The organism is Symbiopectobacterium sp. Eva_TO (genome assembly GCF_053848865.1).
Genome location: NZ_JBSPEY010000001.1, coordinates 55,865 through 76,728, shown reverse-complemented (window position 1 = coordinate 76,728; position 20,864 = coordinate 55,865). Strand labels below are relative to the sequence as shown.

Here is a 20,864-nt window from a genome sequence, read left to right as displayed (position 1 = left end):
GCATCACACTAATAATAGATAACACTGAACTGCCTCTTTATACCCGCGCCGATATTCCTCGGCATCATTAATACATCAGTCAAAATCAAGGAAAGCCACGATGGAACTTGCTATCGCGGGCGCACCCATCGTGCGTCCTGAAATTAAATTTGACCCGATTCGGTCAATCGAACATCACCGCTCAAATATCGTCACGGGCCAGAGCTTCAAAAACAAAAGCTGGCTGCAACGGTTATTCGAACAGCTTATTGCAACGGTTAATCAGAAAGGAAATCCGGAGGTGTTCAGATGATTTACAGCGGCACTCAAAAGACGCCAGAGTTAAGCCGATTAGCCAGATTGAATTATCTCACTGAAGCGCTCTACTGGCGCAAGGCGGGCAACCGTAAATACAAAAGGTCTGCGCTTGAGTTTGCTCACTGGGAGCGACTTAACGAGCGCTATTTCCTCGATAAAGACATGCCATTCTGAGGTGATAAATGGAGACAAAAAAGGTATATGCCGCCATCAGCGCAGTCGCTGCTGAATTAGCTGAACGAGGCATTAGCAAAGAAAAAAAACAGGGAAGCCAGGTGACATACGCATTTCGGGGGATTGATGATGTGTATAACGCACTGGCTCCGGCCCTGGTAAGGAATAAATTGCTTATCCTGCCGCGCTGCACAGAACGCACTTCATGTGAGCGAACCAGTAAAAACGGCGGTGCATTGTTTTACATCACTGTTCGCGCTGAGTTTGATTTTGTCAGCACCGAAGACGGCAGCATTCACACTGTGGTTACCTATGGTGAGGCAATGGATACCAGCGACAAAGCCACTAACAAAGCCATGTCAATAGCCTACAAATACGCCGCGTTTCAGGCGTTCTGCATTCCAACGGAAGAAACCGCAATCGACCCTGATGCTGAGTGTCACAACGTTGCACCACGAAGCCCTGATGAAATACTGAAAGACTTCACAGCGCAGGCTGGCGATTGCCAGACGATGGCAGAACTCAACGGCATCTATAAGCCAGCATGGAACGCTTTAAGCGCCAGTAAACAGCATCAGGATGAATGCGTGAAGGTTTACCGGCTTCGTCAAACTGAACTAAAACAGGCGGCATAAATGGCAATTAACCTCATCGTAGCATCAGGGAATATCGGCAAGGATGCCGAACAGCGATGGACGCCAAACGGAAAGTGTATCGCGTCATTCTCGCTACCCGTGAAGCAAGGCTATGGAGAGCATGAGAAAACATCGTGGGTGCAATGCCGCTTGTTTGGACCCAAGGCTGAAAAGCTTCCTCAGTACCTGACTAAAGGAACAAAGGTTACGGTAACTGGAGAGTTTGTTCTGGACGAATGGAAAGACCAGCAAGGGAATAAGCGCACGGCACCTGTGATTATCGTCAACGATATTGATTTTGGCTCATCAGGACAGAAGCAGGATGCACAGAATAACGGTAGCAATCGGCAACGCAATGCCCCACAACAAGAGCCGCCAATGAATTTCGACGACGAAGACTCTATCCCCTTCTGATTTAACCCCAATCTCACCGCAGCACGACAGCCATAGGGACGGCGTTGTGCTGCCTGAATTTCAGGTGACGTTATGACCTATGAAGAATTAACGCCTGACGAAAGACAATATTACAACCGACTGGATGCGTCGGGAAAGGAACGCTACCTAAAGACTATTCCTATAGTCAGGGGAGCAATGGAAGCTGTAGACGCTGGAGAAAAAGGATTGCATCACCCACGGTTAATTAACTGGGAAGAAAAACGGGTGGCATGGGAAAATCGCGTGATATTAGCCGAAGAGAAGCGGATCGCAGCGGAAGTCAATAGAGTTTATGCCAAAGTAGAAATTGACCCATCTAAAGACGAACGCTTTAAAGATTACAGAGGGCGTTACGGTGCTGTCAGAAGCGACTAATCCGGGATAGGGGCGTCACCACCTGTCAACAGGCGGTTATGCAATCGGGTTCCCCCTGACGCAAGGGGTAGCATGGTGGGTTGTGCAGGATTCGAACCTGCGACCGATGGATTAAGAGTCCACTGCTCTACCAACTGAGCTAACAACCCTGAGACAAATTAATTAAAGGGCTGTAACGAGAAAAGCTTTCACAACCAGAGAGAGAATACCCAAAATTCCAGCGCTCAGCATCCAGCGCATTAACTTCTGCTCAGCGCGAATACCAGCCATTTCAAGCTGTAAATCCTTGCGGACTAATTGCATATCCTTACGGACATCGGCTATCTGCGCTTCAGTTTTCTCGAAGCGGGCAATCACCTCTTTCCGCACGTCTTCGAGGTCACGTTTGGTGGCCACATCTGCCACCTCATGAGACTTGCGTACGACGAGCGAAATCGCCCTAGCCTGTTCTCTAGAGATGCCAGCAGTTTCAAGCTCTTCTGATGCTTGTAATGTATCAAATGCAACCTGACCCATAATGTTATTCTCCTTTTTGGGAAGTATAACACAACCATTTTCATTGTGAACTCAGTGAGAAATCGTCACTGACTGAAGGGATCTTGATATCCCAACAGCCAGCTAACCCTAAACCTACTCCTAATAAATAGGGATAAGGCTAATGAAAAAGTCTAGCTTTCTTGTGCCCATTTGTGAAGCACAATCGTTAATGTCACGTTTCATCTCTCAAGATACTAGGGCGAAGAAATGAGAATATTCGATTCAAAAAAATTCGCGCAGTTAAATCATATTTTTCCTGAATTAACGCCAGCACAATTTGAAACCGCAATGTTATTTGCTCTGGGAATGACCAAAAAAGAGATTGCCTGGGCACGTAATGTTTCCTATCCAGCGGTAAGAGATACATTGCAAGAAATAAAAAATAAACTTGAATTTTATTCTTTAAGTCATCTTGTTTCGACGATTCATATACGTTTGGTTTTGTTTACATTGTGCCAATGTACTTTGACAAACAAAGAATAAGCACAAAACACCCTACATTTTGTAGGGTACAATCGCTTTCTTTTATTCGGGATACTCATTAAAAATAAAGACATCATACTGCAAATCAAAAATTTTTGAACTTTTTAGCCCAACACCAGGGAAATCTACGCCAGCCACTAGAGCTGGCTTTTTGTTTCCAAAATATCCATTGACGGAAGAAGAAATCATGCGCTATAGTCAACCTGCACCTGCAAATTCAGGTGCCGGGATTAGCGTTCCGACAGATACAACCGCGACAACATGACACGCCGCGAGCGTGTTTTTTTACGTCGCAATCCAGCTACATCTCTATGGTGGACTGGATGGGGCAGCCGAAAGGCTGGCCGGTTGGTTGTATCCGGTAACGCTAACTCCATTCAGTTCACCACCAATCAGAGGTTAGCGTCTCTTGGTGGTGAGTAGTTCAAATACAACCATCGGAGGCTATCATGGCCCTTCCAGCATTAGCAGAAAACTTGCACATTGAAGAACCTCGCGTATTTATCAACAATGGTAAAGCTCTAACCACGTCTAGAGACGTTGCTGATTACTTTGGCAAGCGTCACGAAAGGGTTTTAGATAAAATCAAAAACCTTGATTGTTCAGCGATTTTTAACCAGCACAATTTTGTGCTCGTTGATTACGTCGATGCAAAAGGCGAAAAACGCCCGATGTTTGAAATGACAAAAGACGGCTTTGTCTTCCTAGTCATGGGCTTTACGGGAAAAAAGGCAGCAGCGTTCAAGGAAGCTTACATTGCGGAGTTTAACCGCATGGAAGAGCGGCTTCATGGCCAACGCCAAACAAAGCAACCAAGCACTGTCACACAAGAAGAGATCGACGCACATTATGCCGAATGCGTAGCCTTCCATCTTAATACCATCAAGAAAATCTGGTTTTCAGAACTGGAAAGCGCCTTACTTCAATTAAGCTATCCCAAAGCAGGATTCGTTAGCGAGCATCTAAGAGATGTTTCCTTTTGCCTTGCACCACTGATTAGCCAATTAAAATCGCGGCTACAGCCCGGACAGACTCCAAGACTTCACTAACCCAGTAATCCCGCCCCGGTATCGTGCCGGGGTTTCATTAATCACATTCACTTGTGAGGAGATTGATCATGTCTAAAGAACACCAACTGATTGCCATCGAAACTAATAGCATCAATGGCGAAACCGTCCAGACAGTGAACGCCCGTGACCTGCACGAGTTCCTTAAGGTCGGCAAGGATTTCACCACCTGGATTAAAGACCGCATCAAGCAGTACGGATTTGTTGAAAATATCGACTATTTAGTTTTCCCCGAAATTGGGGAAAACCCCAAAGGTGGCCGCCCTTCCATGGAATACGCCATCAGCATCGACATGGCGAAAGAGCTTTCGATGGTTGAGCGCAACGAGAAAGGCAAAGAGGCGCGCCAGTACTTCATCCAGTGCGAGAAACAAGCCAAGGCTGCTGTTGCCCTACCGCAACTCAATGACCCGTCATGGTTACGCGGAATGCTGCTGAACTATACCGAACAGGTGGAAGCGCTTAAGCAAACCGTGGACAGCCTGGAAAACCTCTTTCAGGTCGGCATGACGCCCGTCCAGTTCTGCAAGCAACTTAACGGGGTGAATGTGATGGGGGTAAATCTGTTTCTGGCAGAGCGTAATTTCCTCTACGACGGACAGAAAGAGGAAAACAAACCTTATGAGTGGCGTGTAAAGGCTTATGCGCGCTATAAATATTTCACCGAAAAAACGGTCACCGTTAACACCGAAAAGGGCAAGAAGCAATTTTATGAAGTCATTATTTTAAAAGAAGGCGCTAAATGGCTGTATCGCCACTATCTGAAAGGCGAACTTCCGATGAAGAAAGACTGGAACGGTGAATTTACCCACGATAAATATCTTCAGGTGGCATAAGGAAAAATAATGAAACCTAAAATACCTAACAGGATAAGAGAGCGTGAGAAGTTATTTAAGCGCTTATACCGTGAAGGACTTATCCATGCAAGACGCATCCAACGAACCGGTTATTTATCAATACGACTCTCCCTCTACTGGCGCATGTTATCCAAAGATAACGGCCAGAGCTGGAAGACTATGAGCCACGCCAAATACGACACCCAAATAGCAATCTAAAAATAGGAGCCCCCATGAATTATGCATTCGCGGGTCATGCTGCCCTCATGGGGAGCTATCACCCGGAAGAAACCCAACTGGATAAATGGGTTCAATGGCTGAGAAACGGATACCGAAAGTTTATCGATATCCTCGGGCAGCAAGGCAAACGTATACGACCAGCATCAGTACTTTAACCAAGGCTGTTACAGCCTGAAATCACCTTCATCACTGCATACCCTGTGTGCAACCTTCACTGTACCGTTTCTGAGATTCACAAATCCCCCCTGCCACCATGACAAATGGCGCAGCGGCGCGATTCAAAACGCGAAATGCAGGACATCCTGCTTGAAGCCATGAAGAAGCGAGGTTTGAAATAATGCCATGAAAAGTGAAAACGACATTATTACCGACGATGAACTTGAAAAAATAACAGGGTACAAAATACCATCGAAGCAATGTGAAATTTTGCAAGCTGCGGGGATTTTCTTCATAACTCGTAGAGATGGGAGGCCCCGCACAACTTGGGCACATTTTAACTCTCCTTATACTCAAAGAACCGTAGCTGAAGAATCTAAATATGTTGAACCGAACTATGGAGCGTTAGACTGATGGGGCGAAAAAGGAAGAACATTGCTGATAACTGGCTACCGCCGCGTGTTAGTCGAGGTAAATCTGCATTTGAGTTCAGACCTAGATCAGGGGGAACTGTTAGACTCTGCGGTTTTAATGCTACTCCAGCCCAAGTTTGGTCAGCATATGAAGCATTTAATAATAATTGTAGCGATTCATCCATATTCGAAGGGCTTGTGGAAAGATTTTTTACATCAGGTGACTTTACTGAATTAGCTTCCGAAACACAGAAGGATTATCGAAAATATGCTCAAAAAGTTGTTGCTGTCTTTGGAAAGTTAAACCCGGACCATATCAAACCGGAACATATTAGACGGTATATGGATAAGCGAGGCCTGAAAAGTCGGACTCAAGCTAATCGAGAAAAAGCCTTTATATCGAGAGTTTTTAGATTCGCCTATGAGCGAGGTATGGTAAAAGGAAATCCATGCAAGGGAGTACGTCAGTTTAAAGAATCCGCGCGTACACGATATATAACCCATGCTGAATATGAAGCCGTCTATAAGATGGCGCCTACTTTAGTGAAAGTCGCCATGGAATTAGCATATCTTTGTTGCGCTCGCCAAGCTGATATCCTTTCATTAAAGAACAGCCAGTTAATCCGCGAAGGAATATTAATTCAGCAAAGTAAAACAGGAGTAGCGCAAATCAAAGCATGGTCCCCAAGACTTGAACAAGCCATAGCGATGTCCAAAGCTCTACCCTTAAACGAAGGTATGAGCAGCATATACGTACTACATCAACCATCAGGTACACGATATACTCGGGATGGCTTCAATACACGATGGTTGAAAACAAAACAAGAAGCCAAAAAGCAGTTCCCTGAGCTTGATTTAGACTTTACATTTCACGATCTAAAAGCGAAAGGAGTCTCTGATTTAGACGGGGGCCTGTACGAAAAGCAGTCTATATCCGGGCATAAAAATGTGGATCAAACGGCACGATATGACAGGAAAATCCGGATTGTTCCAGTAGTGGGTGCCCAGCAAGACAGCAAAAATATTACGAAATGATATTACGAAAGACATTTCTGTGCATAAAAAAACCGCCTTAACAGCGGCGATCAATAGGAAACAAAATACTGATTATTATAGTTTTTATTCGTGGTGCCCGGGGCGGGACTTGAACCCGCACAGCGCGTACGCCGAGGGATTTTAAATCGCGCTTGTAAAGCTTAAGTATCAATAAGTTAACGAGATTTTTCGTAATATAAATGGAGTTTTTTTCCTATAAATATCAAAAGGTTACTTTAATGTACATGGGGATTTTACGAAAGTTTTTCAACAAAAAACCTCTAAATACGTTAAGTTAGTGGCCGTGAAGCGACATCTCCGCCAGGTCCATAGTGTGATGTTGCGAAACCCATGCTAAGCCAGCCAGAATAAAGCCTTCAGGCTCACCGATACGCTGACCCGCTGGCACAAGTCCGAACCAGAGCTGTTCGCGCAGAGACACTGACAAACGCCCCGGCTCGTTAAAGGGCCGGGGATTTCGATGGCATACCGTAACCTGAGTAAGGTATACTGCGCCGATGACAACATCCTCACACCACAACACGCAACAACCAAGCATAGTAGACGCGAGACGGCACAAGGCTTCCAGTGAAGGAATGACTGGAGATGATTGATGAACTACAATCCAGCGATAATCAGCACAAAATGGAAGCAATATGATCAGCGTGCAGGTACTAAGAGCCATAGCGGCGATGCTTGTTGTGATTGTGCATACAACATTGAAAGCGCAGTCGTTAGGCATGTCAGAAAATGTGTTTAATCTAGGCCACTCTGGCGTAGATCTATTCTTTATTATCTCTGGATTCATCATGATGCTAATCTCATCTAGAGAAACTAACTTTAAAATATTCATGATAAAGAGATTTAATAGGTTAATCCCTTTTTATTATATAATAACAACTGCCGCTCTGGTAATCTATTTGATTAATCCGTCAATGATAAAAGGAAACCAAGACGGCATATCAATAATTAATTCATACCTATTAGTGCCTGCTGAAAATAAATCCTTCTTGCTATCAGTAGGATGGACCCTTAGCTATGAGATGTTTTTCTACATAGTATTTGCATCATTTCTTTTTATTAAAGCAGAAATAAAGGGACTATTTGTAGCGTCAGCCATATCAATTATTGTTATATATGGACATTCTGTAAATAGCATTTTATTTTCTCCAATTTTAATTGAATTTTGCTTAGGAATACTATGTTATTATATATATAGATACGCACTTCCAAATATTAATAAAAATCATAAGGTTATTATCTCGTGCATTTTTATGATATTAGGTTTTTTATTTCTTTTGATTAGGGAAAATGCAATCACAGGTTTATTCACCAATAGAGTTATTGAACTAGCAATTCCAATGTCTTTTATTTTTATGTCTTTTATAATTATGGAAGATAAAATTAATGAGATAAAAAACAGAAAAATAATAATCGCTATGAAGTCCATTGGTGATGCATCCTACTCGCTTTATTTGACACATCTTTTTGTAATAGGCCTATCTTCAAAAATATTCATGATGCTTGGGGTTGGCTCATGTGCACTATTTGTTATATTTGCTTTTTTATCTTCTTTGTTAGTAAGTATTTTTGTACACAAAACTGTAGAGAGAAAAGTGATAAATTTATTTAATGAAATGAGTAAAGCCAATCCTCTTATTTTCAAGTAATAAAAGCAATAGCAATAGCAATAACTCGTTGACAAATGGTGAAAAATAATGGCGTTTTTATTATTCTCAATTCTATCATTTTTTTATGTGTTTTTTGGTATGTTATATATGGCATATCCAGAGATGACCCCTCTTGGGTCCATGAGCATAAGCGGAGTTCCTGAAAATCTAATGTTTGTTTTTTTCATTGGATACATTTCAGTAGCCGCAGGCTATTACATAAACTCGCGCAGAAAGCCACCAAAACTGAAAACAATATCAAAGCCATACTTTCAGCACTTCTCATCAATACTATACATGATAACGTCAGTTGTTATGTTTTCTTGGGGAGTCAGTTTTTATGGTGGGTATGTTGATTTTTTAAACACCCCTTATTCGGCAATAATAGATTTAAGTGATAATGAATTGAAGGACGTTTTAATTTCAACATCTGGTTTGTTATCAATATTTTCTATATTGTCATCTTTATCAGGTAACGGAAGTAGGGTAAAAAAATATTTAATAATTACAATTTGCTTAATAATTTTATCTTCAATTTTTTTCCAAGGAAGAAGGGAGCCTTTGCTTTTACTACTGGTTTGCATGTTTGCTCATAAGCTAATGGTGAAAGGGATTAGTTTTAAAAGTATAATGAAGTCATTAATGGTAGCTTTTGTCGTATCATTGGCTGCTGGAATTGGCTTGTATTTAAGAGAGAGCACGTCTACATCAGGAGGAAATATACTTTATGCTATGGGTTATGCTATTCTATACGAAACACATTTCACAATAGCAACTCTTGCTAATGAGATTAGAACTCACCTGTTTGATGGTTTTGAGTATAGTGGATTAGGTAGTCTATTTCAGCCAATTCTTTTTGTAATACCAAGTTTTATTTTCTCACTCTTCGAGCTAAATAAAACTGAGGCGCTAGGATTAAACGCAGCAGAGCCAAAGTTATATGATGATAAAGGAGGGGCTTTCATTTTTTCTCATGGAGTTCACTCCTTAGGGTATGCTGGAGTTATTTTAGACGGGATAATAATAGGGACTCTTCTCTCATACTTTTACAAAATAGCTAAAGAGAAAGGGATGATATGTTTTTACTTCCCTATAGTATCACTAGTACTTGTTACAATCCGGAAAGATGTCACATATGGAATAAAATATATATCATTACAGTTTTTACTTATGTTTTTGTTTTATTTGATGTATAAGGTCCTGCCGAAGAAGTAATTTACACTCACTTCATGGAAGTTACCACAAGATATGTTAATATAAGTAATTTACACTTCTTGTGGTAACAAAATTACCACTTAAAATAAAATGATTACACCACTGTTATTTCCCCAACAATACTTATTGTCGCTCCATTTGACACATGCGTAGCTGCGTCAAAAACCCTATTTCCCCCCACTTGCTGGTAAACAACAATCTGATCAGTAACGTTTGAGTTTTGATATGCTCTCAATACACCAGTTAACCCTGTCCATCCGTTGTACGTCGCCACGTTTATGTTGGATGTTTGAATATCGTCAGCGGTCAGTCCAGACATGCCAGGGATATAGCCGATACTCAAGCTTCCGCTAGAAGAAGATGAGGATAAGGTTAGGTCGATTTGGAAAATTAATTTCTTACCAGCGATTCTATATTTACCTGTGCCGGAAGAGATAGATACCCCAGCACCTTCAGTGATTGCAGGAGTAAACACACCATCATAGTTATCAACAATGTTTTCTATCAGCCTGTCATGGTCAAATCCCCAAATGTAAGATATTTGGCCGGAAACATCGTTATACCCGTAGTAGCATCCCTTGCCATTCATAACCACAGCATACAACGCGGTTGTTGTGACACTGGCGGTGTTGTCATCAACATAAATTCCTGTCACTCCTGTACCGCCAACGCTAATCCCCGCGCGCGAGTCACCATAAAACCCGGCAAAAACAGTATCGTAATCAGCAGTCATTTTTACGGTATTACCTAGAACCTTCGCTTTAGTTACATCAAAAAGCCATATTTGCGGCTGGCAATTATTGATAAAGGTATTTCCTGTAATGATGATGTCTTTGACCGCGTTAGCGGCACTAATTCCACCAGACACGCCACAATCAATGCCACGGTTAAAGTTTTCCTCAACAATATTGCCATGAATGAGTACATCGCTTGATAAATGCCCATTGCCGCCGATATAAATCCCTGACTGTCCATTCCTGACACAGCGGTTATAGGTGATAGTTCCCTTTTTTATCCCTTCGCAGATTATCCCGTCCCAGCAAGGAGATACGGCAGTCCACGGGGATGTTATGGAATCAACAAAGTGGTTATTGCAATAGTTGTGGGATATTTCTAAGCTTTCCGCGTTAGTTGAAGCGATGCCAACAGTGCAGTACTCAACATTGTTATTAATGATTTTGTTATTTTTCCCTTCATCATAGATACCAATAGAAAATCCCATTGGGTTAGATGTAGGCTTTCCATTAATAACAAGCTTATCGGCTATATTATTAGATGATGTGCTCTTAAAAAAAACACCATAGGCTCGAATATTATCAATTGCGCCTAGCCCATTGGTGTTGATATCAATTGCAAAGTCGCTGAATTTTACGCCAGAGCCTGCAACACTGAAAACCTCATGCTTTGGCGAAGTTGGCGCGGTTAAAAGAGATACACCCGTTTTCGGCCCACCACCAAAAATACAAACGTTAGACGGAACGTTGATGATTGTGTCGGTGATGGGAAGTTTAGGGCCAAGACGAACAGCGCCAATATTCATTACGCTGGCTGTATTAATGGCCTGAATGATTGCAGCTGTGTTTACAGTCGGCGTTTTATCCGGTCCTGCACCAAACATTTCTGGAGTTACGTAATTGATGGCATCCTGTACCGTTCCGCCTTGCAACAACGGCAGGAAATCAGCGCCCTCCCCACTCCCGATTGTCGATAATGTACTACGCAGCGTCAGGTCTGGTATGTTTACAGGATAAAATGACAACTCATCGTAACCAATACGAATCTCACCAGCGTCCTTACCACCTTTAACGAGCCACTGTTCACCATAGACGGTATAGACAATGGTGCCATTGATAGCATCTCGCGCCCCGTCAAAGTCTGCTGCCCTGCGCCATGTTGCAGGTCCAGCAATCCAGATTCCATTATCGACCGCATTAGCCTGGCCCATAACGAGAATACGCATGCCGTTAGCAGTAGTTACTGTGTGTGTTCCGGTCGTTGTAGTTGTGGTGATCGTCTGCTCACCAAAAAGCGTAATGTTAGTGTCAGCAGAAATTGCCACTGCTGGTTTTACTGCAACGGAAGTGGTGATCCCAAACAGGCGATCTTCAGGAGTTGAAGGCATTTACAATTCTCCAGGTGTGAGTAGTCCCCACATGCGAGGCATGAGGTAATAAAAAACCCGCCGAAGCAGGTTGGGTTTGGTGATAGTTACTTGGCGTTTAGCCGATTACGAAATCAGCATTTCCACCTCGGAAAATGATTTTCTTATTACTTGCTCTGGTGCAGGCATCAGCAATAGAGCGCATCCCATATTCAACGTTAGACAGATGTTTACGCATTCCTACAATTTCAGCTTTTGGCGCAGAAACGTTAAATCCTGCCGCTTCCAGTATGTTGATAAGCTGAATGGCTGGTGACGTGTCGTTACCACCAGTAAACATATCCATAGTTACATCCAAAGTCGGCGTGTAACCTTTCAGATTCTGCTTGCTCTCGACTATATTCACACTATTCCCGTATTTAACGGCTGGATTATTGTCTATCCACCATTGAAGAGGAAAGTTTATCTCCAGTTTCGGCGCGGGCAACGCCTCTTGCTTTCCTAAATACTCACCATCCAACGGCACCCGCGCAGCCAGAGACAACGCTTCCGTAAACTGGTCACTATCGATTTCCTTATACGTCACGCCAAAGTGAGTTTTTAACGCTGACCACATCGTTATCATCGCTTTGGCTTGCCGTTCCTTCGGTAATGCCTTGCCACGCGTCAGAACCAGTTGCTTGAGAGCCTCTTGCTGGTCGGCGGTGATTTTACCGGGAAGTGCTTTCTTGAGCTTGCGCGGGTTAACGGCTTCGCCTTTAGTCCAGTAGTCATAAAGAACATCGTCACATTCTTCCTGATACTGAATGACTCGCTCACGGATCTCAGGCCTTACTTTGTTGGGTTGGATACTCGCAAGCCAAGCGGCGAACTTACGGAAAGCAAGGCAAGTCATCGCCTGCTTACCACCAGCGGAAGGCATCACGATTTCCGTGATACCTTTGCTAAAGCGTTGCTTTAACTTTTCGTGCTGGGATTGCCAAGTTAAACCCATGCCTTCAACGATCGGCTTCATGGGAACGAATGGTTCAGCACCATTACTCACCATAAAGAGATTGGCACCGTGAAACGGTACATTGATAGTGCGATCAGCGATTGCTATACTATTCATGTTGGTTATCCCGAAAGATTTCTGACAAACCGAAGCCCTGGCTGTTCGTGCAGTTGGGGCTTCACCATTTATGAAAACTTCACGCCTTCCCTTGCAGCCGATTCCTTTAACCTACGCAACACTTCATTGCTGAATGAGCGATCATCTTTCTTCGCGCACTCTTCAATGTACTTTTCCAGCCATTCAGGCATTCGCAGTGTTTTAACCTTGCTCATGCTGTCTCCTTTTGTATGTGGTACGTATACATAGTATTTAGGTATGCATTGATAGTCAATAGTTCCCCACTTACTCTATGTAAATTAAAAAAGGAGTGAGTATGGCTGAGCGTGCTTATAGGCACCCACAGGTCAATCTGCGGTTGCCTGACGAGTTAAAGGACAAGATAACCGAACTTGCTGATATTAACGGACGCTCCGCTAATGCGGAAATGGTTGCCGCTATTGACGCATGGGTGAACAAAAGCGCCCACATTAAAGCGCTAGATCTCGCTACGGTTGCCGAACGTCTGATAAAACTGGAAGAAGAAGTCGAAACCCTCAAAGCTATGTATGGGAAGGATAAGTAATTAGCGAAAAGTTATCCGCAAGAATCGACGCGATCGAGATAGCCGTTAGAGCGCTAGTTATTGACATCCTCCCCGCCCTAAAGGACGGGTATTCCTACAGCGTTCAGACCGAAGCCTGAATCGCTAATGAATTTATCGTAAAAAAGAACTGCGCCTGAAATCAATGCAATAAAAATAAACTGCCTCATACCCACCTCGTTAGGCGTCAGGTCCAGCGCGTATTAAAAGTTAACTCAGGTAGCTATAACTCTGATAAATCACGCACTTTCTTCTTTTCTTCCAAGGTTTTCCTTTTTAACCACAGGTATACTAGGTTTTCTTTATACCATTTACCATCACCACCTAATGACGTTGGAGGTAGGACTAATGCCACTAGGCAAAAAACTGCAGTTGGAAGAGATGCCCATAGAACAAAAATAAGGTTGTCAGTTCTGTAGCGATACCCTTCAATGAAAGCAATTGAACAGAGTAATATTGTCACAAGACACAGAATTATGCTTATCTTCCTTATTATAGCCATACCAATACCTCGCAATTGATTATCTCCCAAGTATAAACTGCGATGGTGGCAAAATGAATGTGTTGCCCTGCTCTTTTTCGACTCGGCGCTGATAACGTTCTAGAGAACCAGGATCAAGCGCATCCTGTATCCGATTGAGTATCAGTCCATTCATCGCGGTACGCAGCCAAAACACGTTAAGGAACGGCGTATTATCCAACGCAGTGCGATACCAATCGCCAAGCCTAGCGTCGCCTCGGGTGGTGTTTTGAACCAATGCGACAATAGAGTCAGCATTAGACGCCGCTGGCCCCATAAGTGACGTTACCGCCCCAGCGCCAAATCTACTTACCTCGCCAAACATGAAGTCTCCCATGATCCCAAGCCCACCACCTTGTGCAGCAGCAGCAAGGAATGTTTTGTGATCTGCTGGTCGTGGTGACTGCCCTTTCAGTAATAGTTTTGACTGGAGAGATAAGTAACCAAACAGCGTTGACCATACAAAAAGGTTTGCCGCACCAACGAAAGCGCCAGAACCATTACGGAGTAAGGCATTGGTCATTGATTGCATCTTCGACCCGCCAAGTGGCGCAGGGGTATATCCCCTGCCAAATACTTCACGCCCGAGGATGTTTTGCATAAAGGACGCAGTGAATGATTTGTATTGCCCCGCAAAGCGTAATGCCTCGCCTTCTGGCGTGCCAGGCTGAGTGCCTTGCTTCATCAATGCCTGAACTCTATCCGTTGGCTCTGACATCGCGATATTCACACGGTCAAGCACATAACCTCGCAATTGCCCCTCAAGCTGATCTCTAGCCTCTGCAATGGCTCTTTCTGTGGGATTGATGCCTTTGCTGCTAACATAATCAGCGATCACATCATCAGAAACGCCACGTACACCATTGGCGGTCATGAACTTGCGCCCTTCGCTTTCGTCCATGTCCATTCTGCGGAATATGTTCCACTCGCGATCACCTATGCCGTGCAGATCAAGTACTCTGCGGAAGTCATCAGGTAGTGCTGAGTAAGCATGGTCAGCATTCTTTGCCATCCAGTTAGTGATCATCATGGCATTGGAGTTTCTGCCAGCTTCCGTCCAGAAGTTCATCAGATTGTATTTGAAAAAAATCTGCTGCGCTCTCCCCATCTTACCGGTCAACGTCTCGTCACCAGATACACGCCTGATGATCTCCTGAGTCATCGAGTCAGAGTAGATGCCAATGGAGTTAAGAATTTCTTTTTGTTCGGAGGAATTATACCGGCGCAACCGGCCTTTAATCCCTTCGGTAAGCGCCCCCATGAAGTTGCGCCCTTGGTAACGCATTTCAGTTGCAGCAATGGGTACATCGTTGAATGACGATATAACCGCGCCGCCAAGTTGCGTCATGCGTAACCAGCCACGTACAAAAGCTGAAGCATTAGCAATACCAACATTGCCTGGGATGTTTACCGCTCCATTGATCTGCGGAATCGTGTTTTTGTTAATCCGCTTAACTTCATTTTTGAATGCAGCTAGCGCTGATGGGTTATTGGTTCTCTGCACATCTTCAGCGATGGTGTCTGATAGATATTTGAACATGTTTTCAGGGTTTGTTCCAAGGATGCGCATCATACCAGTACTACGGGCAGATCCAGTTAGGCCGCCGAAAACAGCTTCTCGTAGGCTTCCAGTGCCAAATTGCTGATTGTATTCAAACCATGACACGCCATCCTTAAAATGCAGGGTTCTTTCCTGACTTGCTCTCTTGGCAACATTCTGACTTCCTTTAAACCCGTTCATCCAATCAGGCTTATCTGCTGATAGATGAACACCAGATGCAAGGCCGTTATAGGCATTTTGCAAGAAGTCATTAATATTGGTGACGCCGTCAAATGTAGCTTCGTCAAGTTTGGGGAGTATTGCATCTCGCCACGCCTCAAAACCTGCTGCACGAACTTTCAAAATATCGTGCGATTGGCGAACGATATAGCCGGGGAGTTGGCGGATCCATGCCCCGGCGCGGTTAGCATCAAGACGCGCATTTTCCTGCCATTTGGCAATGATCTTCGCAGCCTCAACAGATTGCCTCGTCATCCCTTCCGTGGATTCTCCGCGACCAACACGCCATAGTGCATCTGCAATTTCACGGTCATTGCTACCACTGGCAATAAACTTAACCAGCCCGGCATTATCAAAATCGTAATTTATGCCTGAATGGTACTTGCCGCGAAGCTGAGCCACCTCTGACGATACTGACCTACGAGCACCAGTGCGTGCATCATTGCGCCCGACTAGCATGGCTTCAAGTCCAATATCGGGGCGATCTGCCCAAGTATTGCGCAGTTCCGACAACCGTTGCGCTGCAATACGGGTATTCAGTGCTTTATTCCTGGCTTCAATGACTTTCGCTAGCTTCTCCTGATTACCCAACTCACTGGCGGCACGCAATGCCGCCTCTTCGAGAGAAAGAGCCTCATTACCGGCCATAATGCGATCTACCGTGGTACGCATATTCTTGACGAGAGATTCCATCTCTTGCTCGCTCAGTTCTCTTCCTGCCGCCGTGTTTACAGCGACCTCACATTGAGTCAGAAAATCATTACGGGCCATTAAATACCTCGGTTAATCATGCATGCTGCAAACGCTTGGTAAGCGTTGGTTATCGAGTCATCGTTAGCTTCACGGCGGATGGCTTCTAGTGACTCCCGGATGCTTTTCGCCGCTGCCGGGTCTGCTACGTCCATATCTCGCAATATCGCATCGCTAAGGCCCACTTCATGCTCAAAATCAGCCACGGCTGAATTTAGTTCATGATCTGCCTGTTTTTTTGCTTGATATCTTTCTTCCGCCGCTATACTGACGCTTTTATCGCTGGTATCGATATTCTGACGAGGATTGCGCAGGACATTGATTGCCTCTTCTCGCAAGGCTGGTTTATCCAGGTTATAGAAAGGTTCAACATCAGGTGCTTTGCCACTCAACATGTTTGATAACGCAGCACGGTACGCTTGCTGATTGACAGACCAATGGGCATTGTTTATCTGTTGTGCTGCGGTTCTTACTCCTCCGGCCACAGGTGACATACTCATCGCCTGTCTAATTTCAGTGGCGCGACTATCTATTCGCATAGCAACATCATCAGGAATGTCACCTCTGGATATAGCAGACTCACGCCCTCGCGCCTGTTCCGCGGATGCATTGCGCTCTATTGCTGAGTTGATCTCTTCGTTTCGCGCCGAGTACTGATTTATCTCACTTTGGATATCCTTCTGCGCCCGAGAACGTGCTTGCCTAAACGTCATACGTTCTTGCTGATATTGCGTTATGCGATCGTTAAGCGTATCCCCCAGGAGAGATGCCTGGTATTGGTTGTCCGCCAGCTCAGCACGTAATTGCGGGATGTTATCGACAAATCCTCCTTGTAACTCTTGTTGCTGAGCAATGTAATCAGGCATTACGTCATTGTATGCGCGACTATAGGCGTAACTGTCAGCATCGCGAGCAATGGCGCTGGCTAATTCTGATTGTGTACCACGCTGTGGAATATCAATTCCGACAGGTAAATTATCGGGTGGATTTACCGCTGGCGTTGGCTGCGCTTCCCCGGGTGGAATCACGCTATCTGTCACTGCCGAAGTGGCGCGCCTGGAGCGAACCAGATCCGCAATCACGCCACCTCCAGCATGTAGAGCACCACCAGCAATCGTACCGAAAAACATGTTTTCCAGTGCGTTACCTGCTGTGTAATCCTCGCCTTCTGCCGCTGCTGCCGCTGCTGTAAATGGAAGCGTCACGCCGGTTTGCACCGCGCCAATCCTTGCCCCTTGAACAAACCGCTCACCGGCACGCCCAAGAAGCGACGCTGCCTTAACCTCTCCAGCAAATGGCACAAGTGAGATAGCCAAGTTTGCAGGATCAGCCATAGCTCCAGCGAGATTAGCCATAAAGTTGAGCGGCGTCTGCCACCAACCAGTGGGTGCGGCTGTGGCGATCTGTTGTCGTGCAAGTGACTCTCTGCGGCTGTCAATAACATGATCGAGGAATGATTTTGTCACTCCTGTATCAGGTACGTTGATGCTTTTTACGCCGTATTCCTTTAGACGAGCATCCGCATCCTGCTTATTGATGATTTCAGAGTTTGGATCGTTTGCGTTCATGTTGGCTTCGGCAAACCGCAAGCCAGTCATAAACGGGCCTTCCCTGAACCCTAGAGAAAATGAAGATGAAAGTGACTCACCCAGGCCGGAAGGAGCGTTACTAATCGGCTGGTTAATACCCTGTCCGGGTTCATCAGTGTAAATTGGCATGCTCACCTTCCAGATCGTTGCCCTTGCTGGTAGATATCAATCAGATTTTCACGCTGCGACTGAATGGAGTATTGGGCTGGTTACCCTGGCGTGAACGTTGCTGGGGTTTCAATAGCCTTTCTAATCCTATTGGGTAAACTACGGTTTTCGGCACCCAACTTGCTCAAGTCAGAGAATGCTACGTTAATTGGGTTACCGTCATTACCATTGACGATCATCCCATTCAGCGTAAGCATTAGCCCTGTCTCATTGGCGTTCGTCACCCACTCGGCATTGTCCTTAATGCGAGAAAGGCTCTGCTGGCGGTTGATGTCATCACTGATTCTCGGATCGGCAATAAGCGGCATAATCTTGTCTGTTGTCAGCGCGTTGAGATAAGCATCAGCGCCATCGGACACGTCGCTAACATCAAGGCTCAGTGAATTAGGTAAGCGCCATGTCCCCTTAGTCTGATACTGAGATCCGAGGATGTCAGAATAGGCTTGCTTCGCTGCCTCTGACGCACTCATACCTCGCTGCATGTTGATGTAGGTTAGCCGACGACCTTGCTCGTTGAAGTTGTTCCAGATACCAACGCCGCCTCGCTGCACGATCATCGTCGCCGCAAAATCCTTTGACGCATCGTTCCACGATGAATCAGCAGTATCAGCAGATCCTTTGTTTGTGGTGTTAATGGAATCCTTCAATTCTGACGTTTTCACATCGCGGTTTTGCCACAGCGCGTTAGCGGCGCGTGGGTTGCCTGTTGCCATGACAACCTGTAACACAGGATCGGCCTTCTTTTGAACCTGGCGCATTACCTGGTCGGCATATGGGCCAAACTGTTGCGCGGTTTGCTGAATGGCGGTAACGCTGCTCTCTTTGCTGGATTCAATTTGCTGCAATAGAGAGTTAGCCATCGTCTCGGGGATCACATCCTTGCTCTTGATGCCAAGGCGCTGTTTTTGCATTTCAACTGTACGAATAAAATCAGCACCAGAAACATTGCCCTGTCCGAACTGCCGGTAAGCTTCCCGCACATCAGGGTTGTATTGCACCAACCACTGACCAGGATCGGCTTCTCGTGCCGTCATGGTCTGCTTGTACTTCTGCTGAATGGCAGTATACTTTTGCATTTTGAACGCAAAATCAGAATCATTTGTGTTTGGACGCATCGCATTTACCGTAGCAAGACCAACATCTGACGGGCTGCTGATAATCGTCTGAAATGCTGGCTGTAATGCCAATGCCTGCTGATACTGCCCGAACTGTTGCCACATCTTGGCGCGTTCCGCTGGGGTGCTGTTCAGTGGCATAGTTGCAGAGAAAGCGCCGACACTGATTGGATTTTCCACCTGCTGCCCCGCGTTTACTCGCGCAATGTCATTCTGCATTTGTTGGCCAATATTGAATCGTTGTGCAGATGTCGCTGTGTCGATGATGTTATATAACTTAGTGATCGTATTTGCTTTATCGGCGTCATTAAGCAGGGAGAACGCCAGCGAGCCCACAACTGACTTAACCATCCCTGCGCGCGTAGCATTTGCCAGCACAGTCGATACGTAATTCTTTGTTTCTGCAATAGGAATGTTATTAACGAAGGCCTCGTTGGATATCTGACCTTTTGCCGGATCTCCAAATTGCTTTATCCAGTCGTCAACGCGGCCCGGACCGGCATTGTATGCAGCAAGCATAAGCACAGGGTTTCCACTATAGCGTTTGGTCATTGCGTCAGCGAATTGACGACTGACACGCATATGCTCTTCGACGCTATCATTTTGCAGTGGTTTGATGCCAAATCCGGGGTTTTCTCCAGTTTTTGGCATGATTTGCCCGATACCGCGAGCGCCAGCAGATGAAGTGATGAGGTTCCCGTTATTGTCGAAATGCCGCCCTCCGCTTTCCTGCTGGATCATTGCAGCGTGTAGTACGTTAGGATCAATCGCACTATTTGCATTTGACGCCCAACCTGGAGCAAGCAAGTCAGTCATCATTCGGCCTTCTAGCCCTGACACTTCTTCTTTCGCTGCGGCATAAAGAATCTTTTTCTTGTCGTCTGGTGGAATGAATGAGGTCAGCCCGCCGCCGTTCTGAATGGCGCTAATACGCTGCTGCGGCGTCAGCATGGATAGAGAGCCTTTGGCTGTATCTGTCACCCAATTGCGACTAACCTGCTGACCCTGAGTGGCAGTGATGTAATTTTTTGCCGTAGCTCCGTTGATCAGATTGTTTGTTGATAGTGCAATCTGCTCTCTGACATTCTCGTCAGTAGTGTTCATGTAAGCGTTAGAGTTATCCTGCAACGACTGCGTGAGGCTTGCTACATTGCTGTCTTTCTCTTTCCCCCACGCCATACTACGAATTTGCTGCTGCCCTCTGGCATTCTGAACCCCAGCCCAATTGTTGAACTCTTCACGCAAGCGGGGGCTGCTGATTTGATTTCCGAGTTCGCCGGAAAGCTTGCCGATTTTTTCTTCGTAGCGTTGCTGCATTGTCCCGTAATCATTATCGTGCTCAAAGTCAGACTGCAACTGCAACTGCCCCTTGATTAATTCTGATTGCGCGCGGCCTAACGCCAGGCGATCTTCTTCTTGAGCGGCCTGTGCAAACGCGCCGCCTACACGACCAATTGCATCTGCCACCTGCTGATTGCCGCGAGCAATGGGAGAAATATCTACGCTGGAAACACCAGTTGCAGGGCGAGCAACTACGCGCCCAAGGTCATTAGCGGTTGGGATTCGAGCCATAATTTAT

Annotated in this window: 23 protein-coding genes and 1 tRNA gene; 15 read left to right on the top strand and 9 right to left on the bottom strand. The window is 45.4% G+C overall.

Features of this window, described 5'->3' with window-relative positions; all coding sequences use genetic code 11:
• The first annotated feature begins 100 nt into the window (after nucleotides 1-100).
• The 5 genes from ACWWJF_RS00530 (at nucleotide 101) to ACWWJF_RS00510 (ending at nucleotide 1,916) form a co-directional block, all read left to right on the top strand.
• The gene (locus ACWWJF_RS00530; RefSeq protein ID WP_455868325.1) at nucleotides 101-292 is read left to right on the top strand and encodes a hypothetical protein; all 192 of its coding nucleotides are present in this window, start codon (nucleotides 101-103) and stop codon (nucleotides 290-292) included.
• Entirely contained in the window at nucleotides 289-471 is a 183-nt protein-coding gene (locus ACWWJF_RS00525; RefSeq protein WP_455868324.1) for a hypothetical protein, read from the top strand. Before ACWWJF_RS00530 ends, ACWWJF_RS00525 begins: the two co-directional genes overlap by 4 nt.
• 8 nt (nucleotides 472-479) lie before the next feature.
• Nucleotides 480-1,106 (top strand): ERF family protein, encoded by a 627-nt coding sequence (locus ACWWJF_RS00520; RefSeq protein ID WP_455868323.1) that lies wholly within the window; start codon nucleotides 480-482, stop codon nucleotides 1,104-1,106.
• A complete protein-coding gene (locus ACWWJF_RS00515; protein ID WP_455868322.1) occupies nucleotides 1,107-1,520 on the top strand; it encodes a single-stranded DNA-binding protein in 414 nt (137 codons plus the stop codon).
• A gap of 72 nt (nucleotides 1,521-1,592) precedes the next feature.
• Nucleotides 1,593-1,916, top strand: coding sequence for a hypothetical protein (locus tag ACWWJF_RS00510; protein ID WP_455868321.1), 324 nt, complete (start codon nucleotides 1,593-1,595; stop codon nucleotides 1,914-1,916).
• Between the two features lie 73 nt (nucleotides 1,917-1,989).
• Here ACWWJF_RS00510 and ACWWJF_RS00505 read toward each other — a convergent pair.
• Nucleotides 1,990-2,065 (bottom strand) — tRNA-Lys (locus ACWWJF_RS00505).
• A gap of 13 nt (nucleotides 2,066-2,078) precedes the next feature.
• Nucleotides 2,079-2,432, bottom strand: coding sequence for a hypothetical protein (locus tag ACWWJF_RS00500; protein WP_455868320.1), 354 nt, complete (start codon nucleotides 2,430-2,432; stop codon nucleotides 2,079-2,081).
• A 228-nt stretch (nucleotides 2,433-2,660) separates the two neighbouring features.
• Here ACWWJF_RS00500 and ACWWJF_RS00495 point away from each other — a divergent pair, with 228 nt between their 5' ends.
• A complete protein-coding gene (locus ACWWJF_RS00495; protein WP_455868319.1) occupies nucleotides 2,661-2,936 on the top strand; it encodes a helix-turn-helix transcriptional regulator in 276 nt (91 codons plus the stop codon).
• Between the two features lie 42 nt (nucleotides 2,937-2,978).
• Here the strand turns inward: ACWWJF_RS00495 and ACWWJF_RS00490 are convergent, their stop codons facing one another.
• Entirely contained in the window at nucleotides 2,979-3,125 is a 147-nt protein-coding gene (locus ACWWJF_RS00490; protein WP_455868318.1) for a hypothetical protein, read from the bottom strand.
• Nucleotides 3,126-3,385: 260 nt separating this feature from the next.
• On the opposite strand from ACWWJF_RS00490, the gene ACWWJF_RS00485 reads away from it, so the two are divergent.
• The 8 genes from ACWWJF_RS00485 to ACWWJF_RS00450 all read left to right on the top strand — a co-directional run bounded on the left by ACWWJF_RS00485 (nucleotide 3,386) and on the right by ACWWJF_RS00450 (nucleotide 9,568).
• The gene (locus ACWWJF_RS00485; RefSeq protein WP_455868317.1) at nucleotides 3,386-3,985 is read left to right on the top strand and encodes a Rha family transcriptional regulator; all 600 of its coding nucleotides are present in this window, start codon (nucleotides 3,386-3,388) and stop codon (nucleotides 3,983-3,985) included.
• A gap of 68 nt (nucleotides 3,986-4,053) precedes the next feature.
• Nucleotides 4,054-4,839, top strand: coding sequence for an antA/AntB antirepressor family protein (locus ACWWJF_RS00480; RefSeq protein WP_455868316.1), 786 nt, complete (start codon nucleotides 4,054-4,056; stop codon nucleotides 4,837-4,839).
• Between the two features lie 9 nt (nucleotides 4,840-4,848).
• Nucleotides 4,849-5,058, top strand: coding sequence for a ParE family toxin-like protein (locus ACWWJF_RS00475; RefSeq protein WP_455868315.1), 210 nt, complete (start codon nucleotides 4,849-4,851; stop codon nucleotides 5,056-5,058).
• 14 nt (nucleotides 5,059-5,072) lie between these two features.
• Nucleotides 5,073-5,234 (top strand): protease FtsH-inhibitory lysogeny factor CIII, encoded by a 162-nt coding sequence (locus tag ACWWJF_RS00470; protein WP_455868314.1) that lies wholly within the window; start codon nucleotides 5,073-5,075, stop codon nucleotides 5,232-5,234.
• Between the two features lie 187 nt (nucleotides 5,235-5,421).
• The gene (locus tag ACWWJF_RS00465) at nucleotides 5,422-5,649 is read left to right on the top strand and encodes a DUF4224 domain-containing protein (protein WP_455868313.1); all 228 of its coding nucleotides are present in this window, start codon (nucleotides 5,422-5,424) and stop codon (nucleotides 5,647-5,649) included.
• Complete coding sequence (locus tag ACWWJF_RS00460; protein ID WP_455868312.1) at nucleotides 5,649-6,683, top strand: tyrosine-type recombinase/integrase; 1,035 nt, start codon at nucleotides 5,649-5,651, stop codon at nucleotides 6,681-6,683. Before ACWWJF_RS00465 ends, ACWWJF_RS00460 begins: the two co-directional genes overlap by 1 nt.
• A 656-nt stretch (nucleotides 6,684-7,339) precedes the next feature.
• Nucleotides 7,340-8,353, top strand: a complete 1,014-nt coding sequence (locus tag ACWWJF_RS00455; protein WP_455868369.1) for an acyltransferase family protein — start codon at nucleotides 7,340-7,342, stop codon at nucleotides 8,351-8,353.
• A 108-nt stretch (nucleotides 8,354-8,461) separates the two neighbouring features.
• Nucleotides 8,462-9,568, top strand: coding sequence for an O-antigen polymerase (locus ACWWJF_RS00450; protein WP_455868368.1), 1,107 nt, complete (start codon nucleotides 8,462-8,464; stop codon nucleotides 9,566-9,568).
• A gap of 94 nt (nucleotides 9,569-9,662) precedes the next feature.
• Here ACWWJF_RS00450 and ACWWJF_RS00445 read toward each other — a convergent pair whose 3' ends face one another.
• From ACWWJF_RS00445 to ACWWJF_RS00435, 3 genes are all read right to left on the bottom strand, one after another.
• Nucleotides 9,663-11,690 (bottom strand): right-handed parallel beta-helix repeat-containing protein, encoded by a 2,028-nt coding sequence (locus ACWWJF_RS00445; RefSeq protein WP_455868367.1) that lies wholly within the window; start codon nucleotides 11,688-11,690, stop codon nucleotides 9,663-9,665.
• A 97-nt stretch (nucleotides 11,691-11,787) separates the two neighbouring features.
• Nucleotides 11,788-12,780 carry a phage antirepressor N-terminal domain-containing protein gene (locus ACWWJF_RS00440; protein WP_455868366.1) on the bottom strand — a complete coding sequence of 331 codons (993 nt, stop codon included), beginning with the start codon at nucleotides 12,778-12,780 and terminating at the stop codon, nucleotides 11,788-11,790.
• A gap of 68 nt (nucleotides 12,781-12,848) precedes the next feature.
• Nucleotides 12,849-12,995: an Arc family DNA-binding protein gene (locus tag ACWWJF_RS00435; RefSeq protein WP_455868365.1), complete on the bottom strand. Its 147-nt coding sequence runs from the start codon at nucleotides 12,993-12,995 to the stop codon at nucleotides 12,849-12,851.
• A 101-nt stretch (nucleotides 12,996-13,096) separates the two neighbouring features.
• Between ACWWJF_RS00435 and ACWWJF_RS00430 the strand changes: the two genes are divergently transcribed.
• Nucleotides 13,097-13,345 carry an Arc family DNA-binding protein gene (locus ACWWJF_RS00430; protein ID WP_455868364.1) on the top strand — a complete coding sequence of 83 codons (249 nt, stop codon included), beginning with the start codon at nucleotides 13,097-13,099 and terminating at the stop codon, nucleotides 13,343-13,345.
• Between the two features lie 539 nt (nucleotides 13,346-13,884).
• Here ACWWJF_RS00430 and ACWWJF_RS00425 read toward each other — a convergent pair.
• The 3 genes from ACWWJF_RS00425 to ACWWJF_RS00415 all read right to left on the bottom strand — a co-directional run bounded on the left by ACWWJF_RS00425 (nucleotide 13,885) and on the right by ACWWJF_RS00415 (nucleotide 20,857).
• Nucleotides 13,885-16,434 (bottom strand): hypothetical protein, encoded by a 2,550-nt coding sequence (locus tag ACWWJF_RS00425; protein ID WP_455868363.1) that lies wholly within the window; start codon nucleotides 16,432-16,434, stop codon nucleotides 13,885-13,887.
• Nucleotides 16,434-18,131, bottom strand: a complete 1,698-nt coding sequence (locus tag ACWWJF_RS00420; protein ID WP_455868362.1) for a hypothetical protein — start codon at nucleotides 18,129-18,131, stop codon at nucleotides 16,434-16,436. The genes ACWWJF_RS00425 and ACWWJF_RS00420 overlap by 1 nt, the downstream gene beginning before the upstream one ends.
• Nucleotides 18,132-18,211: 80 nt before the next feature.
• Nucleotides 18,212-20,857: a transglycosylase SLT domain-containing protein gene (locus ACWWJF_RS00415; protein WP_455868361.1), complete on the bottom strand. Its 2,646-nt coding sequence runs from the start codon at nucleotides 20,855-20,857 to the stop codon at nucleotides 18,212-18,214.
• Between the last annotated feature and the right edge of the window lie 7 nt (nucleotides 20,858-20,864).